Origin of the sequence: Marinomonas profundi, from assembly GCF_020694005.1 — a bacterium.
GTDB classification, from domain to species: Bacteria; Pseudomonadota; Gammaproteobacteria; order Pseudomonadales; family Marinomonadaceae; genus Marinomonas; species Marinomonas profundi.
Genome location: NZ_CP073013.1, coordinates 2701327 through 2723990, shown reverse-complemented (window position 1 = coordinate 2723990; position 22664 = coordinate 2701327). Strand labels below are relative to the sequence as shown.

Annotated in this window: 23 protein-coding genes; 14 read left to right on the top strand and 9 right to left on the bottom strand. The window is 46.0% G+C overall.

Going from position 1 to position 22664, the window contains the following annotated elements:
* Positions 1–7: 7 nt before the first annotated feature.
* The 4 genes from dusB (at position 8) to purD (ending at position 4374) form a co-directional block, all read left to right on the top strand.
* Entirely contained in the window at positions 8–976 is a 969-nt protein-coding gene (gene dusB / locus J8N69_RS12720) for a tRNA dihydrouridine synthase DusB (protein ID WP_168826080.1), read from the top strand.
* A 110-nt stretch (positions 977–1086) separates the two neighbouring features.
* Positions 1087–1365 (top strand): DNA-binding transcriptional regulator Fis, encoded by a 279-nt coding sequence (fis, locus tag J8N69_RS12715; protein WP_012070668.1) that lies wholly within the window; start codon positions 1087–1089, stop codon positions 1363–1365.
* Between the two features lie 88 nt (positions 1366–1453).
* Entirely contained in the window at positions 1454–3031 is a 1578-nt protein-coding gene (gene purH, locus J8N69_RS12710; protein WP_168826170.1) for a bifunctional phosphoribosylaminoimidazolecarboxamide formyltransferase/IMP cyclohydrolase, read from the top strand.
* A gap of 56 nt (positions 3032–3087) precedes the next feature.
* A complete protein-coding gene (gene purD, locus J8N69_RS12705) occupies positions 3088–4374 on the top strand; it encodes a phosphoribosylamine--glycine ligase (RefSeq protein WP_168826078.1) in 1287 nt (428 codons plus the stop codon).
* 88 nt (positions 4375–4462) lie between these two features.
* Here purD and J8N69_RS12700 read toward each other — a convergent pair whose 3' ends face one another.
* Positions 4463–4714: a hypothetical protein gene (locus J8N69_RS12700; RefSeq protein WP_168826076.1), complete on the bottom strand. Its 252-nt coding sequence runs from the start codon at positions 4712–4714 to the stop codon at positions 4463–4465.
* A 58-nt stretch (positions 4715–4772) separates the two neighbouring features.
* Here J8N69_RS12700 and J8N69_RS12695 point away from each other — a divergent pair, with 58 nt between their 5' ends.
* The 4 genes from J8N69_RS12695 to pdxH are packed head-to-tail and all read left to right on the top strand — an operon-like array spanning position 4773 to position 8748.
* On the top strand, positions 4773–7070 hold the full coding sequence (locus J8N69_RS12695) for a 7TMR-DISM family protein (RefSeq protein WP_168826074.1): 2298 nt from the start codon (positions 4773–4775) through the stop codon (positions 7068–7070).
* A 44-nt stretch (positions 7071–7114) separates the two neighbouring features.
* Positions 7115–7456 (top strand): histidine triad nucleotide-binding protein, encoded by a 342-nt coding sequence (locus J8N69_RS12690; RefSeq protein ID WP_168826072.1) that lies wholly within the window; start codon positions 7115–7117, stop codon positions 7454–7456.
* Positions 7457–7471: 15 nt separating this feature from the next.
* Positions 7472–8104, top strand: coding sequence for a 2-polyprenyl-3-methyl-6-methoxy-1,4-benzoquinone monooxygenase (coq7, locus tag J8N69_RS12685; RefSeq protein ID WP_168826070.1), 633 nt, complete (start codon positions 7472–7474; stop codon positions 8102–8104).
* 2 nt (positions 8105–8106) lie between these two features.
* Positions 8107–8748, top strand: a complete 642-nt coding sequence (gene pdxH, locus J8N69_RS12680) for a pyridoxamine 5'-phosphate oxidase (RefSeq protein ID WP_168826068.1) — start codon at positions 8107–8109, stop codon at positions 8746–8748.
* A gap of 68 nt (positions 8749–8816) precedes the next feature.
* Here the strand turns inward: pdxH and J8N69_RS12675 are convergent, their stop codons facing one another.
* On the bottom strand, positions 8817–9269 hold the full coding sequence (locus tag J8N69_RS12675) for an alpha-ketoglutarate-dependent dioxygenase AlkB family protein (protein WP_227803892.1): 453 nt from the start codon (positions 9267–9269) through the stop codon (positions 8817–8819).
* Between the two features lie 74 nt (positions 9270–9343).
* Here J8N69_RS12675 and J8N69_RS12670 point away from each other — a divergent pair, with 74 nt between their 5' ends.
* From J8N69_RS12670 to yfaE, 4 genes are all read left to right on the top strand, one after another.
* The gene (locus J8N69_RS12670; protein ID WP_227803891.1) at positions 9344–10129 is read left to right on the top strand and encodes a heparan-alpha-glucosaminide N-acetyltransferase; all 786 of its coding nucleotides are present in this window, start codon (positions 9344–9346) and stop codon (positions 10127–10129) included.
* 323 nt (positions 10130–10452) lie between these two features.
* Positions 10453–12717: a class 1a ribonucleoside-diphosphate reductase subunit alpha gene (nrdA, locus tag J8N69_RS12665; RefSeq protein ID WP_168826064.1), complete on the top strand. Its 2265-nt coding sequence runs from the start codon at positions 10453–10455 to the stop codon at positions 12715–12717.
* A 154-nt stretch (positions 12718–12871) separates the two neighbouring features.
* The gene (gene nrdB / locus J8N69_RS12660) at positions 12872–14005 is read left to right on the top strand and encodes a class Ia ribonucleoside-diphosphate reductase subunit beta (protein WP_168826062.1); all 1134 of its coding nucleotides are present in this window, start codon (positions 12872–12874) and stop codon (positions 14003–14005) included.
* On the top strand, positions 13989–14285 hold the full coding sequence (gene yfaE / locus J8N69_RS12655; protein ID WP_227803890.1) for a class I ribonucleotide reductase maintenance protein YfaE: 297 nt from the start codon (positions 13989–13991) through the stop codon (positions 14283–14285). Before nrdB ends, yfaE begins: the two co-directional genes overlap by 17 nt.
* 24 nt (positions 14286–14309) lie before the next feature.
* On the opposite strand, the gene J8N69_RS12650 is transcribed toward yfaE, so the two are convergent.
* Positions 14310–14915 carry a CDP-alcohol phosphatidyltransferase family protein gene (locus J8N69_RS12650; protein ID WP_168826163.1) on the bottom strand — a complete coding sequence of 202 codons (606 nt, stop codon included), beginning with the start codon at positions 14913–14915 and terminating at the stop codon, positions 14310–14312.
* A 117-nt stretch (positions 14916–15032) separates the two neighbouring features.
* On the opposite strand from J8N69_RS12650, the gene J8N69_RS12645 reads away from it, so the two are divergent.
* Positions 15033–15794, top strand: coding sequence for an alpha/beta fold hydrolase (locus tag J8N69_RS12645; RefSeq protein ID WP_168826060.1), 762 nt, complete (start codon positions 15033–15035; stop codon positions 15792–15794).
* Here J8N69_RS12645 and J8N69_RS12640 read toward each other — a convergent pair whose 3' ends face one another.
* The gene (locus tag J8N69_RS12640) at positions 15795–16700 is read right to left on the bottom strand and encodes a hypothetical protein (RefSeq protein ID WP_227803889.1); all 906 of its coding nucleotides are present in this window, start codon (positions 16698–16700) and stop codon (positions 15795–15797) included.
* 238 nt (positions 16701–16938) lie between these two features.
* A complete protein-coding gene (locus tag J8N69_RS12635) occupies positions 16939–17805 on the bottom strand; it encodes a prephenate dehydratase (protein WP_168826056.1) in 867 nt (288 codons plus the stop codon).
* 97 nt (positions 17806–17902) lie between these two features.
* Between J8N69_RS12635 and yidD the strand changes: the two genes are divergently transcribed.
* Complete coding sequence (yidD, locus tag J8N69_RS12630) at positions 17903–18148, top strand: membrane protein insertion efficiency factor YidD (RefSeq protein WP_168826054.1); 246 nt, start codon at positions 17903–17905, stop codon at positions 18146–18148.
* Positions 18149–18478: 330 nt separating this feature from the next.
* Here the strand turns inward: yidD and J8N69_RS12625 are convergent, their stop codons facing one another.
* From J8N69_RS12625 to J8N69_RS12610, 4 genes are all read right to left on the bottom strand, one after another.
* Entirely contained in the window at positions 18479–19126 is a 648-nt protein-coding gene (locus J8N69_RS12625) for a LuxR C-terminal-related transcriptional regulator (protein ID WP_168826052.1), read from the bottom strand.
* Positions 19127–19154: 28 nt separating this feature from the next.
* Positions 19155–21113, bottom strand: a complete 1959-nt coding sequence (gene acs / locus J8N69_RS12620; protein WP_168826050.1) for an acetate--CoA ligase — start codon at positions 21111–21113, stop codon at positions 19155–19157.
* A gap of 115 nt (positions 21114–21228) precedes the next feature.
* On the bottom strand, positions 21229–21993 hold the full coding sequence (locus tag J8N69_RS12615; RefSeq protein ID WP_227803888.1) for a class I SAM-dependent methyltransferase: 765 nt from the start codon (positions 21991–21993) through the stop codon (positions 21229–21231).
* Between the two features lie 17 nt (positions 21994–22010).
* Complete coding sequence (locus J8N69_RS12610) at positions 22011–22631, bottom strand: HAD family hydrolase (protein WP_168826048.1); 621 nt, start codon at positions 22629–22631, stop codon at positions 22011–22013.
* Positions 22632–22664: the final 33 nt, after the last annotated feature.

Below are 22664 nucleotides of genomic sequence, written 5' to 3'. Positions count from 1 at the left end.
GAACATCATGGCATTTGCTATTGGCCCGTATTGCGTTGACAAACCTGTTATTCTTGCCCCTATGGCTGGCGTAACCGATTTGCCTTTTCGCCGCCTTTGTCATGATCAAGGTGCAGGCTTAGTCGTATCAGAAATGGTCACGTCTGATGTTCGCCTGTGGAACTCGACAAAAAGCCGTCATCGTTTAATTCACGATATGGAAGTCTCGCCGAGATCCGTTCAAATTGCGGGTGGTGACCCTCAAATGATGGCGCAAGCGGCTCAACAGAATGTTGAACTAGGCGCACAAATCATTGATATCAACATGGGGTGCCCCGCTAAAAAAGTATGCAACAAAGCGGCAGGCTCTGCATTACTGAAAGATGAAACACTGGTTCGAGACATACTGGAGTCTGTTGTAAATAGTGTTTCTGTTCCAGTCACGCTAAAGATTCGCACTGGATGGAGTCTGGATCAGAAAAACGGTTTGGCGATTGCCAAAATGGCGGAAGACATCGGCATTCAAGCACTGGCAATCCACGGACGAACGCGAGAATGCAAATTCCAAGGACAAGTTGAATACGACACGATTGCAGAGATTAAGCATCATTTACGCATTCCTATTTTTGCGAATGGGGATATTAAAGACGCGCAATCCGCAAAATTCGTGAAAGATTACACCCAGGCAGATGGCATCATGATTGGTCGAGCTGCCCAAGGAAGGCCGTGGATTTTTCGCGAAATAAATCACTATTTAGAAACAAACGAATTGTTAGCACCTCCCTCTTTATCAGAGGTGAGACAGCTGGTTATTAACCATGTAAACGCCTTGCACCAGTTTTACGGTGATTACTTAGGCGTGCGTATTGCACGCAAGCACGTTGGTTGGTACCTGCAGACGTTAGCGGATAAAACACAATTTCGCAGCCTGTTTAATCGTATTGATAATACGCACGAACAGCTTGATAAATTGCAAGAGTTCTTTGTTTGCCAATAGGCAAACGAACCTTACACTTAATGTAGTGAAAATCAAAAAGAAGGGTGAAATCACCCATCTCGATGATGGTCAAAATACATGGTTAGCTTTAAAAAATAGAAGGTCATTCTGTGGTAGAACAAACTCATACTCATACGTTTCAAGCCGCTTCTTCAGAGCAGTCACAAACCCTACGTGACAATGTTGAAAAAGCCCTACAAAACTATTTCGCTCATCTTGATGGGCAGCCAATAACAGACTTATATCAGTTAGTCTTAGCCGAGGTTGAGGCGCCTTTGCTAGAGTCTGTCATGAGCTACACAAAGGATAACCAAACCAAAGCATCCACTATCCTTGGGTTAAACCGAGGCACACTTCGCAAGAAGTTGAAGCAATACGGCATGCTATAAGCACAAAGAAAAAAGGGCGAATTCGCCCTTTTTTTCGTCTTACCTTCCCCTTGTTTTATGTAGTGTTAAATTAATTGCGAGAACCATGATGGCAAATCAAAATACCGTAACTCCAATCAAACGAGCGTTAATCAGTGTTTCCGACAAAACAGGCATTGTCGAATTCGCACGTGAACTGACCGCGCAAGGCGTTGAAATTCTTTCAACGGGTGGTACTTACCGTCTTTTATTGGACAGCAACGTGACAGCAACGGAAGTGTCTGACTACACTGGCTTCCCAGAAATGATGGATGGCCGTGTAAAAACCCTACACCCAAAAGTGCACGGTGGCATTCTTGGTCGTCGTGATATCGACGGCGCCATCATGAAAGAACACGGCATCGAAGAAATCGACATGGTGGTAGTAAACCTTTACCCATTCGAAGCGACTATTGAACGTCCTGATTGCGATTTACCAATGGCGATTGAAAACATCGACATCGGCGGCCCAACCATGGTGCGTTCTGCCGCGAAAAACCACAAAGACGTGGCTATCGTGGTTTCTCCTTCTAATTACGAAGGCATCTTGGCGTCTCTTAAAGCCGATGGCGGTTTAACCTTCGAACAACGTTTCGACCTTGCGGTAAAAGCCTTCGAACACACTTCTCACTATGACGGTGCGATTGCTAACTTCCTCGGCAAAAAAGTAGACGGCGGCAGCGAAGACTTCGCTCGTACCTTTAATCTACAATTCAACAAGCAAGAAGAAATGCGCTACGGTGAGAACCCACACCAGAAAGCCGCGTTCTACGTTGAAGCCAACCCTAAAGAAGCGTCTATTAGTACCGCGAAACAAATCCAAGGTAAGGCACTGTCTTACAACAACATCGCCGATACCGATGCCGCTCTTGAATGCGTAAAAAGCTTTGATAAACCAGCTTGCGTTATCGTTAAACACGCTAACCCTTGTGGCGTGGCAACCGCGACTACGCAATTTGAAGCTTACGATCTTGCTTTCAAAACAGACCCAACGTCTGCCTTTGGTGGCATTATTGCCTTCAACCAAGAACTCGACGCTAAAACAGCCCAAGCGATTGTCGAGCGTCAATTCGTTGAGGTCATCATTGCCCCAAGCGTGAGCAAAGCAGCCGCTGACATCGTGGCGACAAAGCAAAATGTTCGTTTGCTAGAATGCGGCCAATGGGCAAAAGACAAGCCCGCTGCGCTAGACTACAAACGCGTTAACGGCGGCCTATTGGTTCAAGACCGTGACGATGGCGTTATTACTTTAGACGACCTTAAAATTGTCTCTAAGCGCCAGCCTAGCGAAGCCGAGCTAAAAGACTTATTGTTTGCTTGGAAAGTGGCGAAATTTGTAAAATCCAATGCCATTGTGTATGCCAAAGCAGAACAAACCATTGGGGTTGGCGCAGGCCAAATGAGCCGCGTTTACAGCGCTAAAATCGCCGGCATTAAAGCCGCTGACGAGAACCTAGAAGTGGTTGGTTCTGTTATGGCCTCCGATGCATTTTTCCCATTCCGTGATGGTATCGATGCAGCGGCACAAGCGGGCATTACCGCGGTTATTCAGCCAGGTGGCTCTATGCGTGATGAAGAAGTGATTGCCGCCGCTGACGAAGCTGGCATGGCAATGGTCTTCACTGGTATGCGCCACTTCCGTCATTAAAAACAGCGCCATTAAAAGCAGCGTCATTAAGAACGAGCCACTAAAAGGATTAGATAATGAAAGTACTAATTATTGGTAATGGCGGTCGTGAACATGCTTTAGCATGGAAAACGGCTGAATCCAGCCAAGTCGAAAAAGTTTTCGTTGCTCCAGGTAACGCCGGTTCAGCAACCGAGCACAAAGTCGAAAACGTTAACATCGGCGTCACCGATATCGCCGCTCTTGTCGCTTTTGCAAAACGCGAAAATATTGACCTAACCATTGTTGGCCCAGAAGCGCCATTGGTGATTGGTGTGGTAGACGCGTTTGAAAAAGAAGGCTTAGCTATCTTTGGTCCAACGGCAGCGGCCGCGCAACTAGAAGGCTCTAAAGCCTTCACCAAGGATTTCTTAGCACGCCATAATATCCCAACGGCGGCTTACGGCAACTTCACCGAGATTGAACCTGCTGTCGCTTACATCAAGCAGCATGGCGCTCCAATCGTGGTAAAAGCCGACGGTCTCGCCGCTGGTAAAGGCGTTATCTTGGCACAAACCGAAGCGGAAGCGATTGAAGCCGTTGAAGACATGCTGCAAGGCAATGCATTTGGCGATGCCGGTAGCCGTGTTGTTATCGAAGAGTTCTTAGTCGGTGAAGAAGCCAGCTTTATTTGCATGGTAGACGGCGAAACGGTACTGCCGATGGCCACCAGCCAAGACCACAAAGCCCGTGATAATGGCGACAAAGGCCCAAACACTGGCGGCATGGGCGCGTATTCGCCCGCCCCTGTTGTAACGCCAGAAATCCATGATCGCATTATGAATGAAGTCATTATGCCAACGGTGAAAGGCATGAACTCGGAAGGCAATCGCTACCGTGGCTTCCTATACGCGGGCGTGATGATTGCACCCGATGGCACACCAAAAACACTAGAATATAACTGTCGCTTTGGTGATCCAGAAACCCAGCCTATCATGATGCGTTTGCGTTCTGATTTGGCACAAATGTGTTTAGCAGGCATTAATGGCAAGCTAGACACCATTGAAGCCGATTGGGACCCTCGCGCCAGCTTAGGCGTGGTTCTGGCCGCTGGCGGCTACCCTGCTGATTACCCGAAAAGCGATGTGATTTCTGGTTTAGACACTGTGCTACCTGAAGGCCAGAAGGTCTTTCAAGCGGGCACCACATTAAAAGATGGCCAAGTAGTAACCAACGGCGGTCGTGTCCTTTGTGCTGTCGCCCTTGGCGATACCGTGGCACAAGCCCAAGCCGCGGCTTACGAGGTGGTTAAAACACTGTCTTGGGATAAGGTTTACTTCCGCACCGACATTGGCCACCGCGCCATTGCTCGTGAGCAACAGTAACCAACCTGTTACATAAGATAGCAAGCAGCTAATAAAAAGGCCTCGATTGAGGCCTTTTTATGTTTGAGCATTAAAGTAAAATGAGACGTTATTTTTTCAACTGAGACTCTTTTTTGTCTAGCCAGGCTTTAAACAAGCGTCCAATCTCCAATACCAGCAAACCAAATATAACACCCGAAACCCAGTCTAACCCCAGTACAAAGCCCAACGCAGCAATCATTCCATAGCCGTACATCAGGTTCGTCCGTGTTTTAGGTTTTGCTTGTCTCGTAAACCATGTTACGCCCAACAACAACATGCTAAACCAAACATAATACTCCACCAAAATTGGATATAGCATTTGATCCCCTATCTAGTTAATAATGATAGCCTTCATTGAATTTGCTTGGGCTAGTGTTTTGTTTTATCAATTAATTTTACTATTTTTACTCAGCATCTCCAACTCTGCGTTGGGCTCAGGCACTATTGCGATCATTGGCGACACAAATAGTGTTTTCAATATTGGTAAAAGTGGCGCCTACTTTATTGATGAGGAACAAAACCTTTCACTCAGTACCATCATGTCGGATGACTACGCAAAGCGCTTTCGCCCTATCAACAAGGACTACTTACAGTTTGGCTTGGTCAAAGGTAACGTGTGGATTCGCAGCGATGTTGCGATAAGAGTCACCGACAACATGCCCGTTTTACTGGAAATAAGCGCCCCTAGACTGCAATATTTAGACATTTATTTACCCAATCTGTATGAAAATCAAATTCAAGCAGAGTTAGGTGACGCCAGACCTTACAACAATAGACCCATAAAATCGGCGAATTATGTCTTCTCAATTCCCCCTAATGCGCCACCCGTTTTCAGTCTGTATATTAAATTATCTTCCCATCTACCTATTAACGCTGGAATTGAAATTAAAACGCTGTCACAAATGAGCATCGACGCCCAACAAGATTCAGTCACAACTGGGCTTCTCGTTGGAGTCTTGGTGACACTTTTTATCAGTAACATTTTCTTTTTCATTAAAACATCTCACCCCATGTACCTCATATACGGCGGTTTGCTCATCGGTATAGGCACGTTACACCTTTCCTTACACGGGTTAATGTCTCCCTTTTTTCCCAATACTATAGGCATCCAAGAGCGTATTTATAACTTTGCGGCCTTATCCTGCTTATGCGCCATTGTGCTATTTTCTAGACTGTATTTAGACACTAAAAAGTACCTACCCAAAATGGATGCGGCACTCATAGCAACAGGGGCTATCTGTGCGCTTTTTGCTGTTATTTTCACCTTCTCACCAGACAGCCTGAACATTGCTGTGCTCTCCGTCATCAGTGCGAGCACGCTCATTTTATTAACCTTGCATGCGGTGCTTGCTTTTGTCAAAGAAGTGCCCTTCTCTGGTTATTATTTGATTGCGAGGCTGATACTGTTTACCGGTTACTTTACTTGGCTATTGTCTGTATACGGCGTTATTCCGAGCGAGCTTTTATTCCAATGGGGGTTAACGCTCACCATTATTATTGAAGCGATGATCCATTTTATTGGCATGATAGTGCAAACCACGCCCTTGCTGAAAAAACACATTCATACACTCAACTCGTCTCAAACTGAAACCTTTGATCTTCTGTTTGATCTATCCAGCCGCCTGCGTCGTCAGGTAAACATCATCTCTGGCAGCCTCACCCACCTCGAGCAAGCTGCGGTGTCAAACGACACCAGACAGTTCATTACCAGTAGCCTTACCGCCAAAAGCAATATCCAAAATCTCATCGAAAGAATCGACCTACTCAGCGATATAAAAAGCGGCACGCTACCAGAGCAACACGCCCCCATTTCCCTTTATCTACTGTTAAACAACGCCCATCACAATATCCAGCGCTTGGACCAAGACAACGCCTCTATTGAATTAAACGTCGAGAAAACAGAGCACATTGAAGTGTTACAAGATGCCATCACATTACAAAACTTAATAGAATCTATCTTGCAAGAATTCAAACATTTCACCGATCAAACACTCACCCTTGAGGCCGCGTGTCATGAAGCATCAAGAGACGGCATCACCTTGCTTGATTTGAACTGTTTTCCGATTCCAACACGAATACACAACAGCCAGATGGAGTTTGACCTTGGCATCAACTACATCCACCTTCTCGTTCAATCTCTGAATGGAAAAATCCACTTGTCAGACGACGCTCATCAACGCCGCCTTACAATACAGATTCCGATCCGTGCTCATGTGCGCCATACAAATATCGACACCACTAAGCAAGGTCACTTCGACATCATATTATTTGGTCAAAAAGATGACGATTTACAAAACACCTTCACACTGCTGCAAAGTTATCCCAACAAAATAGAGCACTTCACCCGATTGGAGCATCTCTTAGAGTATTTGGACTTACCCGAAAAAAGAAAATGCGGCTCCATCATCTTGATGTTTGATAACGGCGGTCATATCCTTCACATCAGCCAACAAAAGCTACTACCTTTAATGCGTATTGAAGACCAATGCTTGCTAATCAGTAACGATGTTAGAATGTCCCATGATTACGCCAAAAAACTTGGCTTTGATGAGCTACTGTCCAGCGCCGAATTAGAAAGCCAGCTTGGCCCACAAATTTCGCGCCTAATCCAAAAAGGAGACAGACTCAAAAATAGCGCCTTGTCACGGATCAACCCTTTGCGTAAAAGACCTTGAAGCAATACCAGCAACCTTGAATAATGCCAATGAAAGGAGAAAATATGGACTGTTTATTCTGCAAGATAATAAAAGGTGACATTCCGGCCACCATTTTATATGAAGACGATGAGGTGATTGCGTTTGAAGACATCATGCCGCAAGCGCCGACACATTTTCTGGTCATTCCTAAGCGTCATATTAGTACCCTAAACGACCTCACTGACGCCGAGGCTTCCGTGGTTGGAAAATTGCCTATTACCGCCGCAAAAGTAGCTAAAGAAAAAGGCATCAGCGAGGCGGGCTACCGAGTTGTGATGAACTGCAACGAAATGGGCGGACAAACTGTCTATCACATTCACATGCATGTATTGGGTGGCCGCGCGATGACATGGCCGCCAGGTTAAGCGAGAGGAAACAAGATGATCTCTTTTTTAGACAATGCCGTATTACAATTTGATCGAGCGTTACAAACCTTGATTCCTCATGCGGCGAAGGCACAGCGCCCTTCCCCGGCAAACGCCTTAAAGGAAGCGGAATTAAACACCCATGAACGCAAACACGCGGCGGGGTTGATGCGAATCAATCACACTGGGGAAGTCTGTGCCCAAGCACTTTATGCAGGGCAAGCCACTACCGCAAAGCTCCCCGCAGTGCGTGAAGAAATGCAACACTCGGCTGACGAAGAAATAGATCATCTGGTATGGTGCGAGCAAAGGTTATACGACCTTGGCAGCAGACCCAGTCTTTTAAACCCTCTGTTTTATAGCGCGTCTTTTATTATTGGCGCGGGGGCGGGATTAATCAGTGACAAATTAAGTTTAGGCTTCGTGGCGGCCACGGAAGACCAAGTCTGCTTACACCTTGGTAAACACATGACGCAACTACCAGCACAGGATGAAAAAAGCAAAGCCGTTTTGGCTCAAATGTATATTGATGAAGCCAAACACAAAGCCATGGCGTTGGACGCTGGCGGATACGAGTTTCCACCCCCTATTATGGCGATTATGACCCAAGTATCCAAAATCATGACCACCTCAACTTACCGGATTTAATCATGAATCGAGACCTTCATTCTATTCGCCGCGACTATCAATTCGACGGACTCCTAGAAGAGCACGCAGGAAATGACCCACTTGCCCTGTTTGATACTTGGCTCGAAAAAGCCATAGAAGCCAGCCCTGATGACCCAACTGCCATGGTATTGAGCACGGTCGATAGTGATGGCTGGCCTCACTCACGCGTGGTGTTGTTAAAACAACGCAACGACTCTGGCTTTTCCTTTTTCACCAACTACGACAGTGAAAAAGGCCAACAACTTGCCCTGAACAATAAGGCCAGTATGACTTTTTTCTGGCCCGCTTTGTCTCGCCAAGTTCGCATTGAAGGGACGGTTGAAAAAGTTGCTCGCGATGTTTCTGAAAGCTATTTTGCCAGCCGTCCACGCGGCAGCCAGCTCGCGGCCAGAACATCGAAACAAAGCGCCATTATTGCCAATCGTGAAGTATTACAAGCAGCCTTTAACGAAGAAGAGCAAGCCTTTCACGAGCAAGAAGTGCCTTGCCCAGAAAACTGGGGCGGCTATGTGCTAAAGCCTAAGTTTATTGAATTTTGGCAAGGCAGACCAAGCCGACTGCATGATCGAATCTGCTTCACACAGCAAGACAGCGATTGGTTAAGAACACGCAAGGCCCCTTAAAGAAAGTGCGAATAAGTCTACTAAGCCTCAGTCTTTCAGAGAAAACGCCTAAAACAAACGCACTCACCTCAAAGAAGCAGCCGAAAGGTTAAACTGATTCGCTGCTCTTTGATGCGTTTTCGCACCGGCAAAGAGTGTTGCCACAATACTTGAGTTGAAGCCGACATGATCAGCCAACTTTGATCTTCTAACGCCACGCTGTGCTTGATCTGATGATTGGCTTTTAGACGAAACACAAAAGGTCTCTGTGCACCTAGGCTCAACATCGCCACCACAGGTGCTGGGCCTAACGCTTTTTCGTCATCGGCGTGCCAACCCATGTACTCCTCACCATCTTGATACCAGTTCAACAACAGCGCATTAAAAGGCTGCTTGGCAAGACGTTCCGCTTCCTCCTTGATCGCCAGTAACCAATCAGGCCAACCCGCACCATAGTGATCTTTTCCTGAGTAGCGATAGCACACACCAAGATCGGCCACAAACGCCACTTGTCGCGGCACTAACACATGACGACCAAACATCAATAAGCTCTCTCGCTCCCACACTAAATTCGCTTTAAGGCACGGCACAAGAGACAGCGGACTTGAGCTGGAAAATGAGTATCGGTATGATGGCCGAGCTTCCACTTAATGACTCTCCTTGGATTTCAATGCAAACTTTACCTATTTATGAGCCCGTCAAACGCAGTGCATTTTTAGATGTTTATCGTGGCTCCGCTGTATTGTTAATGATGATATTCCATTTATGCTGGGACTTACGGCATTTTGGCTTTATCGAATTCGATGTTTACAGCCCTTTTTGGCTGTCTTTTCGCAGCCTTATTCTCACCCTGTTTCTCAGTGCCGTCGGCTGGTCTACTTATATCAGCCTAAACAAAACACCGCATGCGTTTTTTTCATTTTGGCAACGCGACATCAAGCTGCTCATTTCCGCTGGCGCCATTTCACTGGCCACTTACCTCGCCATGCCGAATCAATGGATTTATTTCGGCATTCTGCATTTTATTTTTGTCGCCTCGCTGATCATCAGACCCATGGCAAAATGGCCAATCGCTTGCGCCTTAGTCGGTGGCATTATCATGGTGATTTATCACCTCACCCACTGGCTACAGTTTCCTAATGCTTTCGCAACCATTACCCACTATATCCCGCTGCCAGAAAGAACGCTGGATATTGTCTTTCCTTTCCCATGGATAGGCGTGGTTTTTATCGGCCCTTTGCTCGGCTATCTGAATTGGCATAAATGCCCGACTCCAAATAACCTTGCTATCTCTATTTTGGCTTTTATGGGTCGCCATGCTCTGCCGATTTATCTGAGTCACCAACTTATTTTATTTGCTCTGGTTGCTGCGTTCAAAATGCTGCTTATGGCTTTTTCTTGATCGCTTTTCGTGCATCTCAAACCTTCACTCTTGCCCCTGAAAAAATAGATGAAATTTGATTTTATAGCCTTGCCAATTGCTAACTTTAAGCTTCTTCTGGCAAGCAAAGTAAGTGACCACTTAGCCATCCTCTGTTTCTTGTTTTCGAGTTTTTTTCAAGCCTTGATTTTCAATCCAATGCACACTATTGTTCGCTACAGATTCTCAACAAAGCACTACATATAGTAGTGTCAGACAGAATACACACACTATATAGTGTAGATCGTCTCTTTATATAGTGTAGATCACCTCTTTTTTCAAATGCGCTAATGGGAAGTTAAGGCATGAGCACTCTCACAGTTACTAAACGTAATGGGTCGACCGAAAACATCAATCTAGAAAAGATTCATAAAGTCATCGCGTGGGCCGCTGAAGGTTTAGACAATGTCTCTGTTTCCCAAGTGGAATTAAAGGCACGAATTCAGTTTTTCGAAGGCATTCGTACCACAGATATCCATGAGACCTTAATCAAATCCTCTGCCGATTTAATTTCTGAAAACACGCCGGATTACCAATACCTAGCCGCGCGCTTAGCTATTTTTCATTTACGTAAAAAAGCCTTTGGTGATTTTGAGCCGCCACACCTTTATGCGCATGTAAAAAGCCTCGTTCAACAAAAGCGCTACGACTCGCATCTTCTCGAAGACTACACGGAAGAAGATTTCAACAAAATGAACGCCTTCATTGATCACTCCCGTGATATGGATTTTTCTTATGCGGCGGTCAAACAGCTTGAAGGCAAATACCTTGTACAAAACCGAGTAACGGGCGCCATTTACGAAAGCCCGCAGTTTATCTACATTCTCGTTGCAGCGTGTTTATTTGCTGGTTATGACAAAACCGAACGTTTGAACCTAATCCGTCGTTTTTATGATGCGGTCTCTAAATTCAAAATTTCATTACCAACGCCTATCATGTCTGGTATCCGTACCCCTACTCGCCAGTTCAGCAGCTGTGTATTGATTGAGTGTGGCGATTCATTAGATTCTATTAACGCCACCTCCAGCGCCATCGTCAAATACGTTAGCCAGCGCGCAGGCATTGGCGTAAACGCAGGGGCCATTCGCGCGCTCGGTAGCCCAATCCGTGGCGGTGAAGCTTTCCACACAGGTTGCATTCCATTCTATAAACACTTCCAAACCGCGGTAAAAAGCTGCTCTCAAGGGGGGGTTCGTGGTGGCGCGGCGACCGTTTTCTATCCAATCTGGCACTTGGAAGTCGAAAGTCTATTGGTACTGAAAAACAACCGTGGCGTCGAAGAAAACCGCGTACGTCATTTGGATTACGGCGTGCAGTTTAACCGTTTGATGTACCAACGTTTGATCAAAGGCGGCAACATCACCTTGTTCAGCCCATCGGACGTACCCGGTCTATACGACGCTTTCTTTGCCGACCAAGAAGAGTTCGATCGCCTCTACACCCTGTATGAGCAAGACCCGTCTATCCGCAAGCAAACCATCAAGGCCACAGAGCTATTTACCCTGTTTGCGTCTGAACGCGCCAGTACTGGCCGTATTTACTTACAGAACGTCGATCACTGTAATACTCACAGCCCATTCGACCCTAAAGTCGCGCCGGTTAAACAAAGCAACTTATGTTTGGAAATCGCACTGCCAACCAAACCGCTACACAGCATTGACGATCAAGAAGGCGAAATCGCCCTGTGTACTTTGTCGGCATTCAACCTAGGTGCCCTTGATAACCTAGACGAACTCGAAGAACTGGCTGAGCTAATCGTTCGCGCCTTGGATAGCCTGTTAGATTATCAAAACTATCCGATTCCAGCGGCACAACGCGCCACAGAACTACGTCGTACATTGGGTGTGGGCGTGATTAACTACGCGTACTACTTGGCGAAAAATGGCGTTAAATACTCTGACGGCAGTGCCAACGCGCTAACTCACAAAACCTTTGAAGCGATTCAGTATTTCTTATTGAAAGCCTCTAACAAGTTAGCCAAAGAGTTTGGCCCTTGTTTAGCCTTTAACGAAACCACTTACTCTAAAGGCATTTTGCCAATCGATTCTTACAAAAAAGAAATCGATAACATCGTTTCTAAGGAACTGTTCTACGATTGGGAAACCTTACGTAGCGACATCGTGACTCACGGTCTGCGCAACTCAACGCTAACGGCATTGATGCCATCAGAAACCTCTTCTCAGATCAGCAACGCGACCAACGGCATTGAACCTCCGCGTGGTTTTGTGTCGGTCAAAGCCAGTAAAGACGGCATATTGAAACAAGTGGTGCCTGAGTTCGAACGTCTAAAAGACAGCTATGAATTGTTGTGGACCATTCCATCAAACGATGGCTACCTACAACTTGTGGGCATCATGCAGAAGTTTGTCGACCAAGCGATTTCTGCCAATACCAACTATGACCCACAAAAATTTGAGTCACAAAAAGTCCCGATGAAGGTGATTTTGAAAGACCTACTAACGGCTTATAAACTCGGCGTGAAAACACTTTACTACCACAATACTCGTGATGGTGCCGATGATAAGCAAGAAGACATGGATGATTGCGCCGGCGGTGCTTGCAAGATCTAACCCTGCCGTTATCAAATCCAGCAAAGCCTCATCGTCATGAGGCTTTGCTACGTTTACGGCTTTAACGCAATACAACGAAATACCGACATCTATTAATAACTTAAGGCATGCTCTTCAAAGAAATGCCTTACGCTTTTGAGGAATACCCTAAGACATGAGTTACTCGACTTTCAACCGTAAGCACTTCGATAGTATGAAAGAACCTATGTTCTTTGGCGAAAATGTCAACGTTGCTCGCTATGATCAACAAAAGCATCCTATTTTTGAAAAGCTAATCGAAAAACAATTGTCTTTCTTTTGGCGCCCGGAAGAAGTCGACCTTTCAACCGATCGCAAAGACTTTCAACGCCTCGAAGCACATGAGCAACACATCTTTCTCAGCAACCTGAAATACCAGACCTTGCTTGACAGTGTGCAAGGTCGTTCACCAAACGTCGCATTATTACCGATTGTTTCGTTGCCTGAATTAGAAACTTGGATCGAGACTTGGTCTTTCAGCGAAACCATTCACAGCCGCTCTTATACGCATATTATCCGCAATATTGTTAACGACCCAACGAAGATTTTTGATGACATCATCACCAATGAGGAAATCACCAAACGCGCCGACAGCGTGTCTAAATACTATGATCGACTCATCGAAATGGTCAATCTGTATAACACCATGGGCATGGGAACCTTTACTATTCCCGGTAAAGGCGAGATCGAAATTTCCATGCCTAAGCTCAAAAAAGCGCTTTACCTCACGATTGCGTCAGTCAACGTATTAGAAGCGATTCGTTTTTACGTGAGCTTTGCTTGCAGCTTTGCTTTCGCAGAACGTACGCTCATGGAAGGCAATGCTAAAATCATCAAGCTTATTGCTCGCGATGAAGCCTTGCACTTAACCGGCACTCAACACATGTTGAACCTGATGGCTTCGGGCAAAGACGATCCAGAAATGGCCGTTATTGCGACAGAATGCCAAGACGACGTTCGCCAGATTTTCATTGAAGCCGCTGAGCAAGAAAAAGAATGGGCCACTTACCTATTCAAAGACGGCTCGATGATTGGCTTGAATGCGCAAATCCTAGCTCAGTATGTGGAATACATTACCAACGTGCGTATGCAAGCGGTTGGCCTAGAAACTTGCTTTGCCACTAAGCACAACCCGATCCCTTGGATCAACGCTTGGTTGGTGAGTGACAATGTTCAAGTGGCACCACAAGAAGCGGAAATCAGCTCTTATCTGGTTGGTCAAACGGACAACAATTTAGACGACTCAGACTTCGATGACTTCGATCTCTAACCCCCCAACACACACCAAAAGCGACGTCGTTCATCGAGTACTGTTAGGGAAAAAGCAAATTCTGGTAACAGAAGATGAACCCTTACTGATACAGCTTGAACGTGCTGGCATTCACGTTGAATACCAGTGTCGTGAGGGTTATTGCTCTTCTTGCTCTATCAAGCTCTTGTGGGGTAACGTCTGTTACCCTTTCGAGCCTCTAGCATGGGTACAAAGTGGTTATTTGTTGGCCTGTTGCGCCATCGTTAAAAGCGACATTGAAATCGCTTTTTTCGACTGATTTTTTTGACGACTTATTACTGCTTTAACGTAACGTACGGTAGCCTGCATAAATTCGGGTTGCCGTGGTTATCCAGCAAATCACACCAAAGCCATACGCCATAACCGCAAAGTAACTAGGCAGTAAACAAATCAATACCAGAAACGCGATGGTTTCTGTGCCTTCTGCCAATCCCCCCAAGAAATACAGAGATTTACGGCCGTATTCTAAACGCTCGATTTTGCGTTTTTCCGCCATAATGGCAAACGCTAAAAAGCTGCTGCCCGTGCCCATAAAGGCAAAAATCAAAAAACTCGCCGCCAACGCATTATCAGTGGGGTTCATCAAAGCAAAACCAAAAATCACCGCCGAATAAAAAATAAAATCCAAGGTAATGTCTAAATAACCGCCCAAATCCGTTGGCCCTTGCACTCGTGCCACCGCGCCATCCAAACCATCTAAAGCACGATTAATGATCACCAACAGCAGCGCCAACGAGGTGTTTTCAGCATACAACGCAGGCAGCACCATCATCCCCAGCGCAAAGCCAAACAAGGTGATCCAATTGGCTTTTATGCCCAATTTATCGATTCCCTTTGCGGTCAATCGCAAGGGATGTTTCAAACGTTTAATAAAAAATCGATCTAACATGCCAATCACTACCTTGATTCTATAGGGACGAAACTTTCCAACTCTTGATACAATGTAAACATACTGACGTTCAATAGCGTCTGTCACCGACTCACTATGCAGCATAATAAGGTTCCTATGATACACGCAAAACAATATGGCTCATCAGGCCCCCATCTTATTGTCATTCACGGCTTATTTGGCAACGCCGATAACTGGCACTCGATTGCCCAAGCCTTAGCTGAACACTTTACGGTATACTGTATTGATCTGCCCAATCATGGCAAATCAGACGCCATGCCAGACGCCAGCTACCCGAAAATGGCAAGAGCCGTACTAGACTGGACAGCGCTTAATAAAATCGACTCTTTCTACCTACTCGGCCACTCGATGGGCGGGAAAGTTGCCATGCAAATGGCCGCAATGGCAAACGCCAAACAGATCGAAAAGCTCATCATTGTCGACATCGCTCCTGTCGATTATCAACCCAGTCACACCCGTATTTTGGAAGGCTTAAAGGCGATTGATCAATCACAGCCTGAATCAAGAAAAGCCGCCGATACTCAATTGAGTCAATACGAGCCAAATCTAGCCGTAAGGCAATTTTTATTAAAAAACCTAGTAAAAAGCGATACAGGCTTTAAACTCGCCCTCGCCGTGGACAATATAGCGGACAGCTATTCCGTCATTCTGAAAAAACCGCGTATTGAGCACCCTGTCGATATCCCAACGCTGTTTATCAAAGGTGAAAACTCAGACTATATCGTAGCGGAATATCAAGAGGCTATTTTGGCCGCTTTTCCAAATGCCCGCTTTAAAATTATCTCCGGCGCGGGTCATTGGCTGCACGCGGAAAAACCGCTGCCCTTTACCAGCCTAGTAAAACGCTTTTTGCAATAATCAGTCACACAGCGTCTCGGCGCACAGACCATAGCGGTCGTTCAAAAAAGACGCCGACGGCGGGACAACACCATGGGCTTTGATAAGGGAAGGGTTAAAGCTGACTCTTAGCTTTTCGGGGTAGATTGCGTCCAGCATGTGCTTCTCTGTTTGCCATCTTCTGATGCGTTCCGCCAATGCTTCTAGCTTGGCCTGCGTATCAGAATAAACAGCAAACAACGAACCTGCACGCACAAACGAAAAAGCAGGCCCGATCATCAGCTGTTGTTGATTAAAAAGCTGTTTAAGCATGGCTTGTGCATTGCCATTCTTGTACAACTCAGTATCCACCACTGAAAAAATAAGCCCAGAACGCTCTAATACAATATTTACCGACCTCAATACTGAAAGACGATCTGTCTGCGTTTGCAAGAACTGAAACTCAAAACCATACTCTGCCGCCAGCGCTGTCATTTCATTTTCATCGATTAACACATTATCGCTGTAGAGTAGCGCTAATGGTTTTTGGTCAAGCCAAATAGTTTCTAATAGCGCCAAATTCTTTGCTAACGGCGCACCTGAAAAAACCCCTGTCGTTGGCATTGGGCAATCAGGCAACACATGACGGTATTCTTCTCGTCCAATAAACAACGCCATCACCGCGCCATCAAAATCAAACCCGCACGCCTGACGAAAACGATCAACACCAATGGTCACAACAATATCGTCCGCCTTTAAACTGGATTCGTATTGCTCAAAAACATCATGACGGATGGGCGTTAAAAGAGTATTGGACGGCACAAGCTTAGACAGCAGGAACGTCAGTGAACGTACTGAACTTTCATCAATATCATGTATCACATAAGTCACGGCTGAGGCGTTCATCGACCCCAGCAGGAACAACACAATAAAAAAAATCCTTTTCACGTTTCCATTCATCCACGTTAGAAAGCGATACGGGTGAAGACATAAAACACACTGTCTTAGGTCAAATTATTATGTCCGGAAAGGCCCCCATTGTCATCTACCTTATCGGTTTCAGTATGCTGAAAATATAGGCGATACGCATGTTGATTGGCTGAATAAACGCCCCATCAATAACCAACCAAGTGGACGCGACAGGACTCTTGGCTGGGGTATTTTTGACCGCGAAACCAAGGCATCGTTACTTGAGCCTATAATCATCCGCCAAATAGGTACCTAAGATGCGCACCTCTTCCGAAAAGAAACCCAATTCTTCAAGCGCCGCCTGCATCGCAGCGGATTGAAAGTGAGCCTCGACATCCACATAAAACTGTGTCGCGGTAAAATGCCCATTCACCATGTAACTTTCCAGCTTTAACATATTAATTCCCTGTGTAGCAAAACCGCCCATGGCTTTATAAAGCGCGGCGGGGATGTTTCGAACACGGAACATAAAAGAGGTAATGTAAGTTTGCCCAGTTTCGTACACTGGCATTTTTTGCTGGCGGGCAAACACCAAAAAGCGCGTGGTGTTACCAACCGAATCATTAAAATAGGTTTTCAATACGTTTAAGCCATAAAGCTCAGCCGCTAACTCAGAGGAGATCACCGCTAAGCCTGGCTCTTCGAATTCGGCAATGTGCTTAGCCGCGCCAGCAGTATCGTACATGGCTAGGCTTTTCGCCCCTAAGGCTTTGATGTTAGCGTCACACTGAGCCAACGCTTGTGGGTGACTGCCAATGCGCGTAATTTGTTCTAACGTCATTGCATGACGGGCGATCAGACAGTGATTTACCGGCTCAAAATGCTCTTTTACCACATAAAGTTGAGTGCGCTTTAATTCGCGATAAATTTCCTCAACGCGTCCAGCCGTCGAATTTTCTACGGGAATCATGGCGTAATAAGCATCGCCTTGCTCTACCATTTGTAAGGCGTCTACAAAAGTCGCACAATTGACACTGGTCCAGTCAGGGAAAGTATGTTTGCAAGCCAAATGGGAATACGCCCCAGGCTCGCCTTGATAAGCAACAATTTTGCTCGCATCAAGCGTCAGATGTTGATCAGGCATAATAAAATCGATTCCGTGATATAGTTCCGCTACAGTAACAAATAGACGCCATTATTTACACAAAAATGACCACAACCCAAACCGACTAAACCGTACTATGATCAAAAAAATCTTCATTTTATTCGTCAAAGGCTACCAGTTTTTAATCAGCCCGCTATTGGGCAATAACTGCCGTTTTTACCCAAGCTGCTCTCAATATATGATTCAAGCCATTGACACTTTCGGGGTAATAAAAGGCGTGTATCTAGGGTTAAAAAGGTTGTCCAAGTGCCACCCATGGCACGAAGGTGGTATTGACCCAATCCCTTCATGCCGCTGCCAAGAAGGCAAAGACAAAAAATGAATAACCCCGCGAAGGAGGTTGGATACGTTTTGTAGGCCTGATGAGGGAGGTACGACCGTAATCAGGCGTGTGACGCTATTTAGCCTACAATGAGTTGATTTATATTGTTTTTTTGTAGGTCGTGGCTTTAGCCCGACAAGGCGTAATTTGTCGTAATGCGTTTTTTGTCGGCCTACTTTTTTCAGGATAAATCGCGACCTACAAGATCAACGAAAGTCGTTTAGCGACAACCTCGAAGGCGGGAATGACAAAGCTGGATTTTAGTGATTTACGCAGCAAGCTGCGGGGAATTTACCCTAAGGGATTAACGCTAGACAGTTCGTTAGGTAGTCATATGATGGTCATTTGCAACTTTAGATCACTGGCGACCAAAACCGCTTGCGTTCTATTATTGATCCCCAACTTGCGAAAAATCGCCGTGATATGCGCTTTTACCGTTGCTTCTGAAATCGATAATTCGTACGCAATTTGCTTATTCAGTAATCCTTCATGTAAATAGCAAAGCACTTTGTATTGCTGCGGAGTAAGCTCTGCGACTTTATTTTGCATCGATAAATCAGGTTTAGGTTGGTTAGCAACAGCTTGCCTGAGATCGTCAGGCAACCAGATATCACCCGCCAAAATAGCGTGAATGGCTTGCACATAAGTAGCCGGCTCACTGGTCTTTGGAATAAACCCAAGCGCGCCAGCATCAATCACTTTTGCGACCATCACACTGTCTTCGCTGCCAGAAATAACAGCAACCGGAACATCTGGAAAATCCTTACGAATTCGAATCAGCCCATACAGTTCACCACTACCGGGCATATTCAAATCCAACAACAGTAAATCAAGATCACTTACCGTCTCTAGACATTGCAACGTCGAGTCCAAATCATGGGACTCGACGATAGCAATCCCCTTAATTTCTGCCCGCAGCGCACCGCATAGTGCACTGCGAAACAAGGGGTGATCATCTGCAATAACAAGTGAAATCACTGTCTATCCTTTTTAAACATGTAAACGATCACACATTTAAACGGTTTTCGATTAAATCATCAACCACACTAGGATCAGCCAAGGTACTGGTATCGCCCAATTGATCATGTTCGTTCGCTGCAATTTTTCTTAAAATGCGCCGCATAATCTTACCAGAGCGCGTTTTTGGCAGGCCTTTACTCGCCCATTGAATTAAATCTGGGGTCGCAATAGGGCCTATTTCTTGACGCACAAACTGCTTCAATGACTTAGTCAGCTCTTCATCTGGTGTTATACCCGCCACAGCGCTGACATAAACATAGATGCCTTGTCCCTTAATGCCATGCGGATAACCAACGATCGCCGCTTCTGCAACCGCAGGATGCGCCACAAGAGCACTTTCTATTTCCGCGGTTCCTAGTCGATGACCCGATACGTTCAACACATCGTCCATGCGACCGGTTATCCAATAATGACCATCGGCATCGCGCGATGCGCCATCCCCAGTAAAATACATGCCATCGAAAGTACTGAAATAAGTCTGTTCAAAACGCTCATGGTCACCATATACCGTACGCGCCTGACCTGGCCAAGAGTCTGTGATCACCAAACCGCCATCAACTTGAACACCCTGACCATCCAATAACACGCCTTGCGCATCCACCAATGCTGGCTGTACGCCATACAAGGGCCCAGTACAAGAGCCTGGTTTAATATCGCCTTGTACAATGCGTGGCGTCATCATCATGCCACCGGTTTCAGTTTGCCACCACGTATCCACAACAGGGCAAGACGCATGACCAATCTCATTGTAGTACCAGGTCCACGCTTCTGGATTGATCGGCTCGCCAACACTGCCCAAAATACGCAATGAATCACGCTGACTAGTACGTGTTGCTTCATCGCCTTTCGCCATCAAAGCACGAATCGCCGTTGGCGCGGTATACAAAATAGTGACGCCAAACTTATCAACGACCCGACCAATTCGGCCTGAATCTGGGTACGTTGGCACCCCTTCAAATAAAATACTCGTCGCGCCATTCGCCAGTGGCCCATATACCATATAACTGTGGCCCGTAATCCAGCCCACATCTGCAGCACACCAAAAAACATCATCAGCTTTAAGATCAAACACCAACTCATGAGTTAACGACACATAAGCCAAATACCCGCCAGTAGTATGGACAACGCCTTTTGGCTTACCTGTTGAGCCAGACGTATAGAGAATAAACAGCGGATCTTCTGCGTTCATCGGTTCTGCTGGACAGTCTGTACTTTCGTTTTCGACTGCAACACTCCAATCCAAATCCCGCCCTTCAAACCAAGGCACGTCTTTTTCGGTGTAGCGATAAACGATCACGGTTTCAACCGTTGGGCACGCATTGTTCTCCAGCGCCATATCAACATTGTGTTTAAGCGGTATGGTATTACCTGCCCGACGACCTTCATCTGCAGTAATCACCAGCTTGACTTCACAATCGCTCAATCGATCCGCGATAGCATTGGCAGAAAAACCGCCGAAAATAACCGAATGGATAGCACCAATTCGTGCGCACGCTAACATAGCGTAAACCGCTTGAGGAATCATCGGCATGTAAATAGCAACTCTGTCGCCTTTTTTCACGCCTTGACGTTTTAGGAGATTGGCCAAACGGCCCACTTCATCGTGTAGTGTTTGATAGGTGATAGCGACTTTTTCATCACTTTCTTTATCGCCTTCGCAATAATAAGCCACCTTGTTTGCCGACGTCGCCAAATGACGATCAATGCAGTTATGGGCAACGTTTAGCTCACCATCTTCAAACCATTTAATGCTTACCTCGCCACGTTTAAAAGACGTGTTTTTCACCTTAGTATAAGGTTTAAACCAATCTAGACGCTTACCTTCTCGACCCCAAAACTCATCTGGGTTTGCAATCGACTCTTGATAGCGTTGTTCAAACTCTGCTTGACTCACATTGGCATTTTTTGCCGCCTCATTTGAGGTTGCGCTATAGGATGATTTCATAACCCGCTCCATTGTTAAATTTGTTATTCGGATGCTGAACTACTATAACCTGCCGGACACATGGATCTATTCCACTTTAGTCTTATGGCAAATTCACCTTATGATAAATAGGATATTAAGGCAGCCGACCGGCTTTCACAAAAAAAGGCAAACGTATTTCTTGTTTCTTCGTCGGCTCAGACCACGCCTCCCGAATCACGGGAGAAGCCTGATGCAAAAAGTCATCGCCGTGCTCCTCAATATGCAGTTGGGAAGCAGACCAGGTGCGAATAAAATCCAACGTCTGTGCCACCGACCAATGACAGCGCAGTTCAAAGTCAGGCACCTCTATTAACTCAAAAGGAAACGCAATATCACGATACTGATTCCATAACAATCGACTTTCTGGTGGCCAATAAGGCGCAAGATGAGGTAACACAGACTCGGCGATAGCCTTGTCTTCGGCCTCGCCCACTTGCAGCCAGTTATAGCCCCAGCAGACAAACACGCCACCCGGTTTTAATACCCGTTTAAGCTCACGCCAAAAGGCTTCTAGATCAAACCAATGCAGGGCATGAGCGACACACACCACATCAAAATAATGGTCTGGATAAAGGGTTTTCTCAGCAGGAAAAACCTGATAATTCACCTTGCGATGCGGCGTAGCAGCGGTGATCTGAGACTCGCTAATATCCGAGGCTTCCACCCGATCAAAATACGCCGCCAAATCCACCGAGGCTTGTCCCGTTCCACAAGCGCAATCCCATACAACACTTGATGAAGCAACTTGCTGAGACAACCAATAATACAACTCAGCTGGATACATAGGCCGAGTACGAGAATAAATAGTAGAAGATTGTCCATCAAATGTACGCATAGAAACCTCTGGACTCAACAACATCCAATTCGCCTTATCACTTAGTTGGATAACACCCCATGTAAATGAAGCACGTGACGCGCCTCCTCCACCCCTTTCACGCGATAAGCCTGCATGCCCATCGCATTTGCCGCATCAATATTCACTTGATTGTCGTCCACAAACAGAATCTGCTCAGGCGCCACCTGTAAACGGCGAATAACATGCTGATATATTTCAGCGTCTGGTTTTACAAACCCCACCTGATGGGAAGCATAATAACTGTGGAATACGCCCGCGAGAGCCATTTCATCCATTAACCTTGGCCAATGGGCGGCATTAGTATTCGATAAAATAGCACGATGATATTCAGGTTTCACTGCCTTAACCAAGTCGAGCGCACCCGCGAACAAACCTCTCGGCCATGCCTTAAAAGACGCTTTGAATACCTCTTTATTTAACGTACTGCCCACTTCTTTTAGCAGGCTATCGGCAAACTTGTCAAACGAGATCTTACCGGAATCAAACGCCGCGACAGCAGGAGAACGTAACCACGCCAGCCAAACATCGGACTCTGCCCCTTGTGTATTCAACATCGCACACAGTTCAGCGACATCCCCCAAGTCCACCAACACATTGCCCAAATCAAACAATACAACGCGAATGTTATGATCATGTTTCATTTTTACTCACCTTAAGCCATCGGCAATATCTTG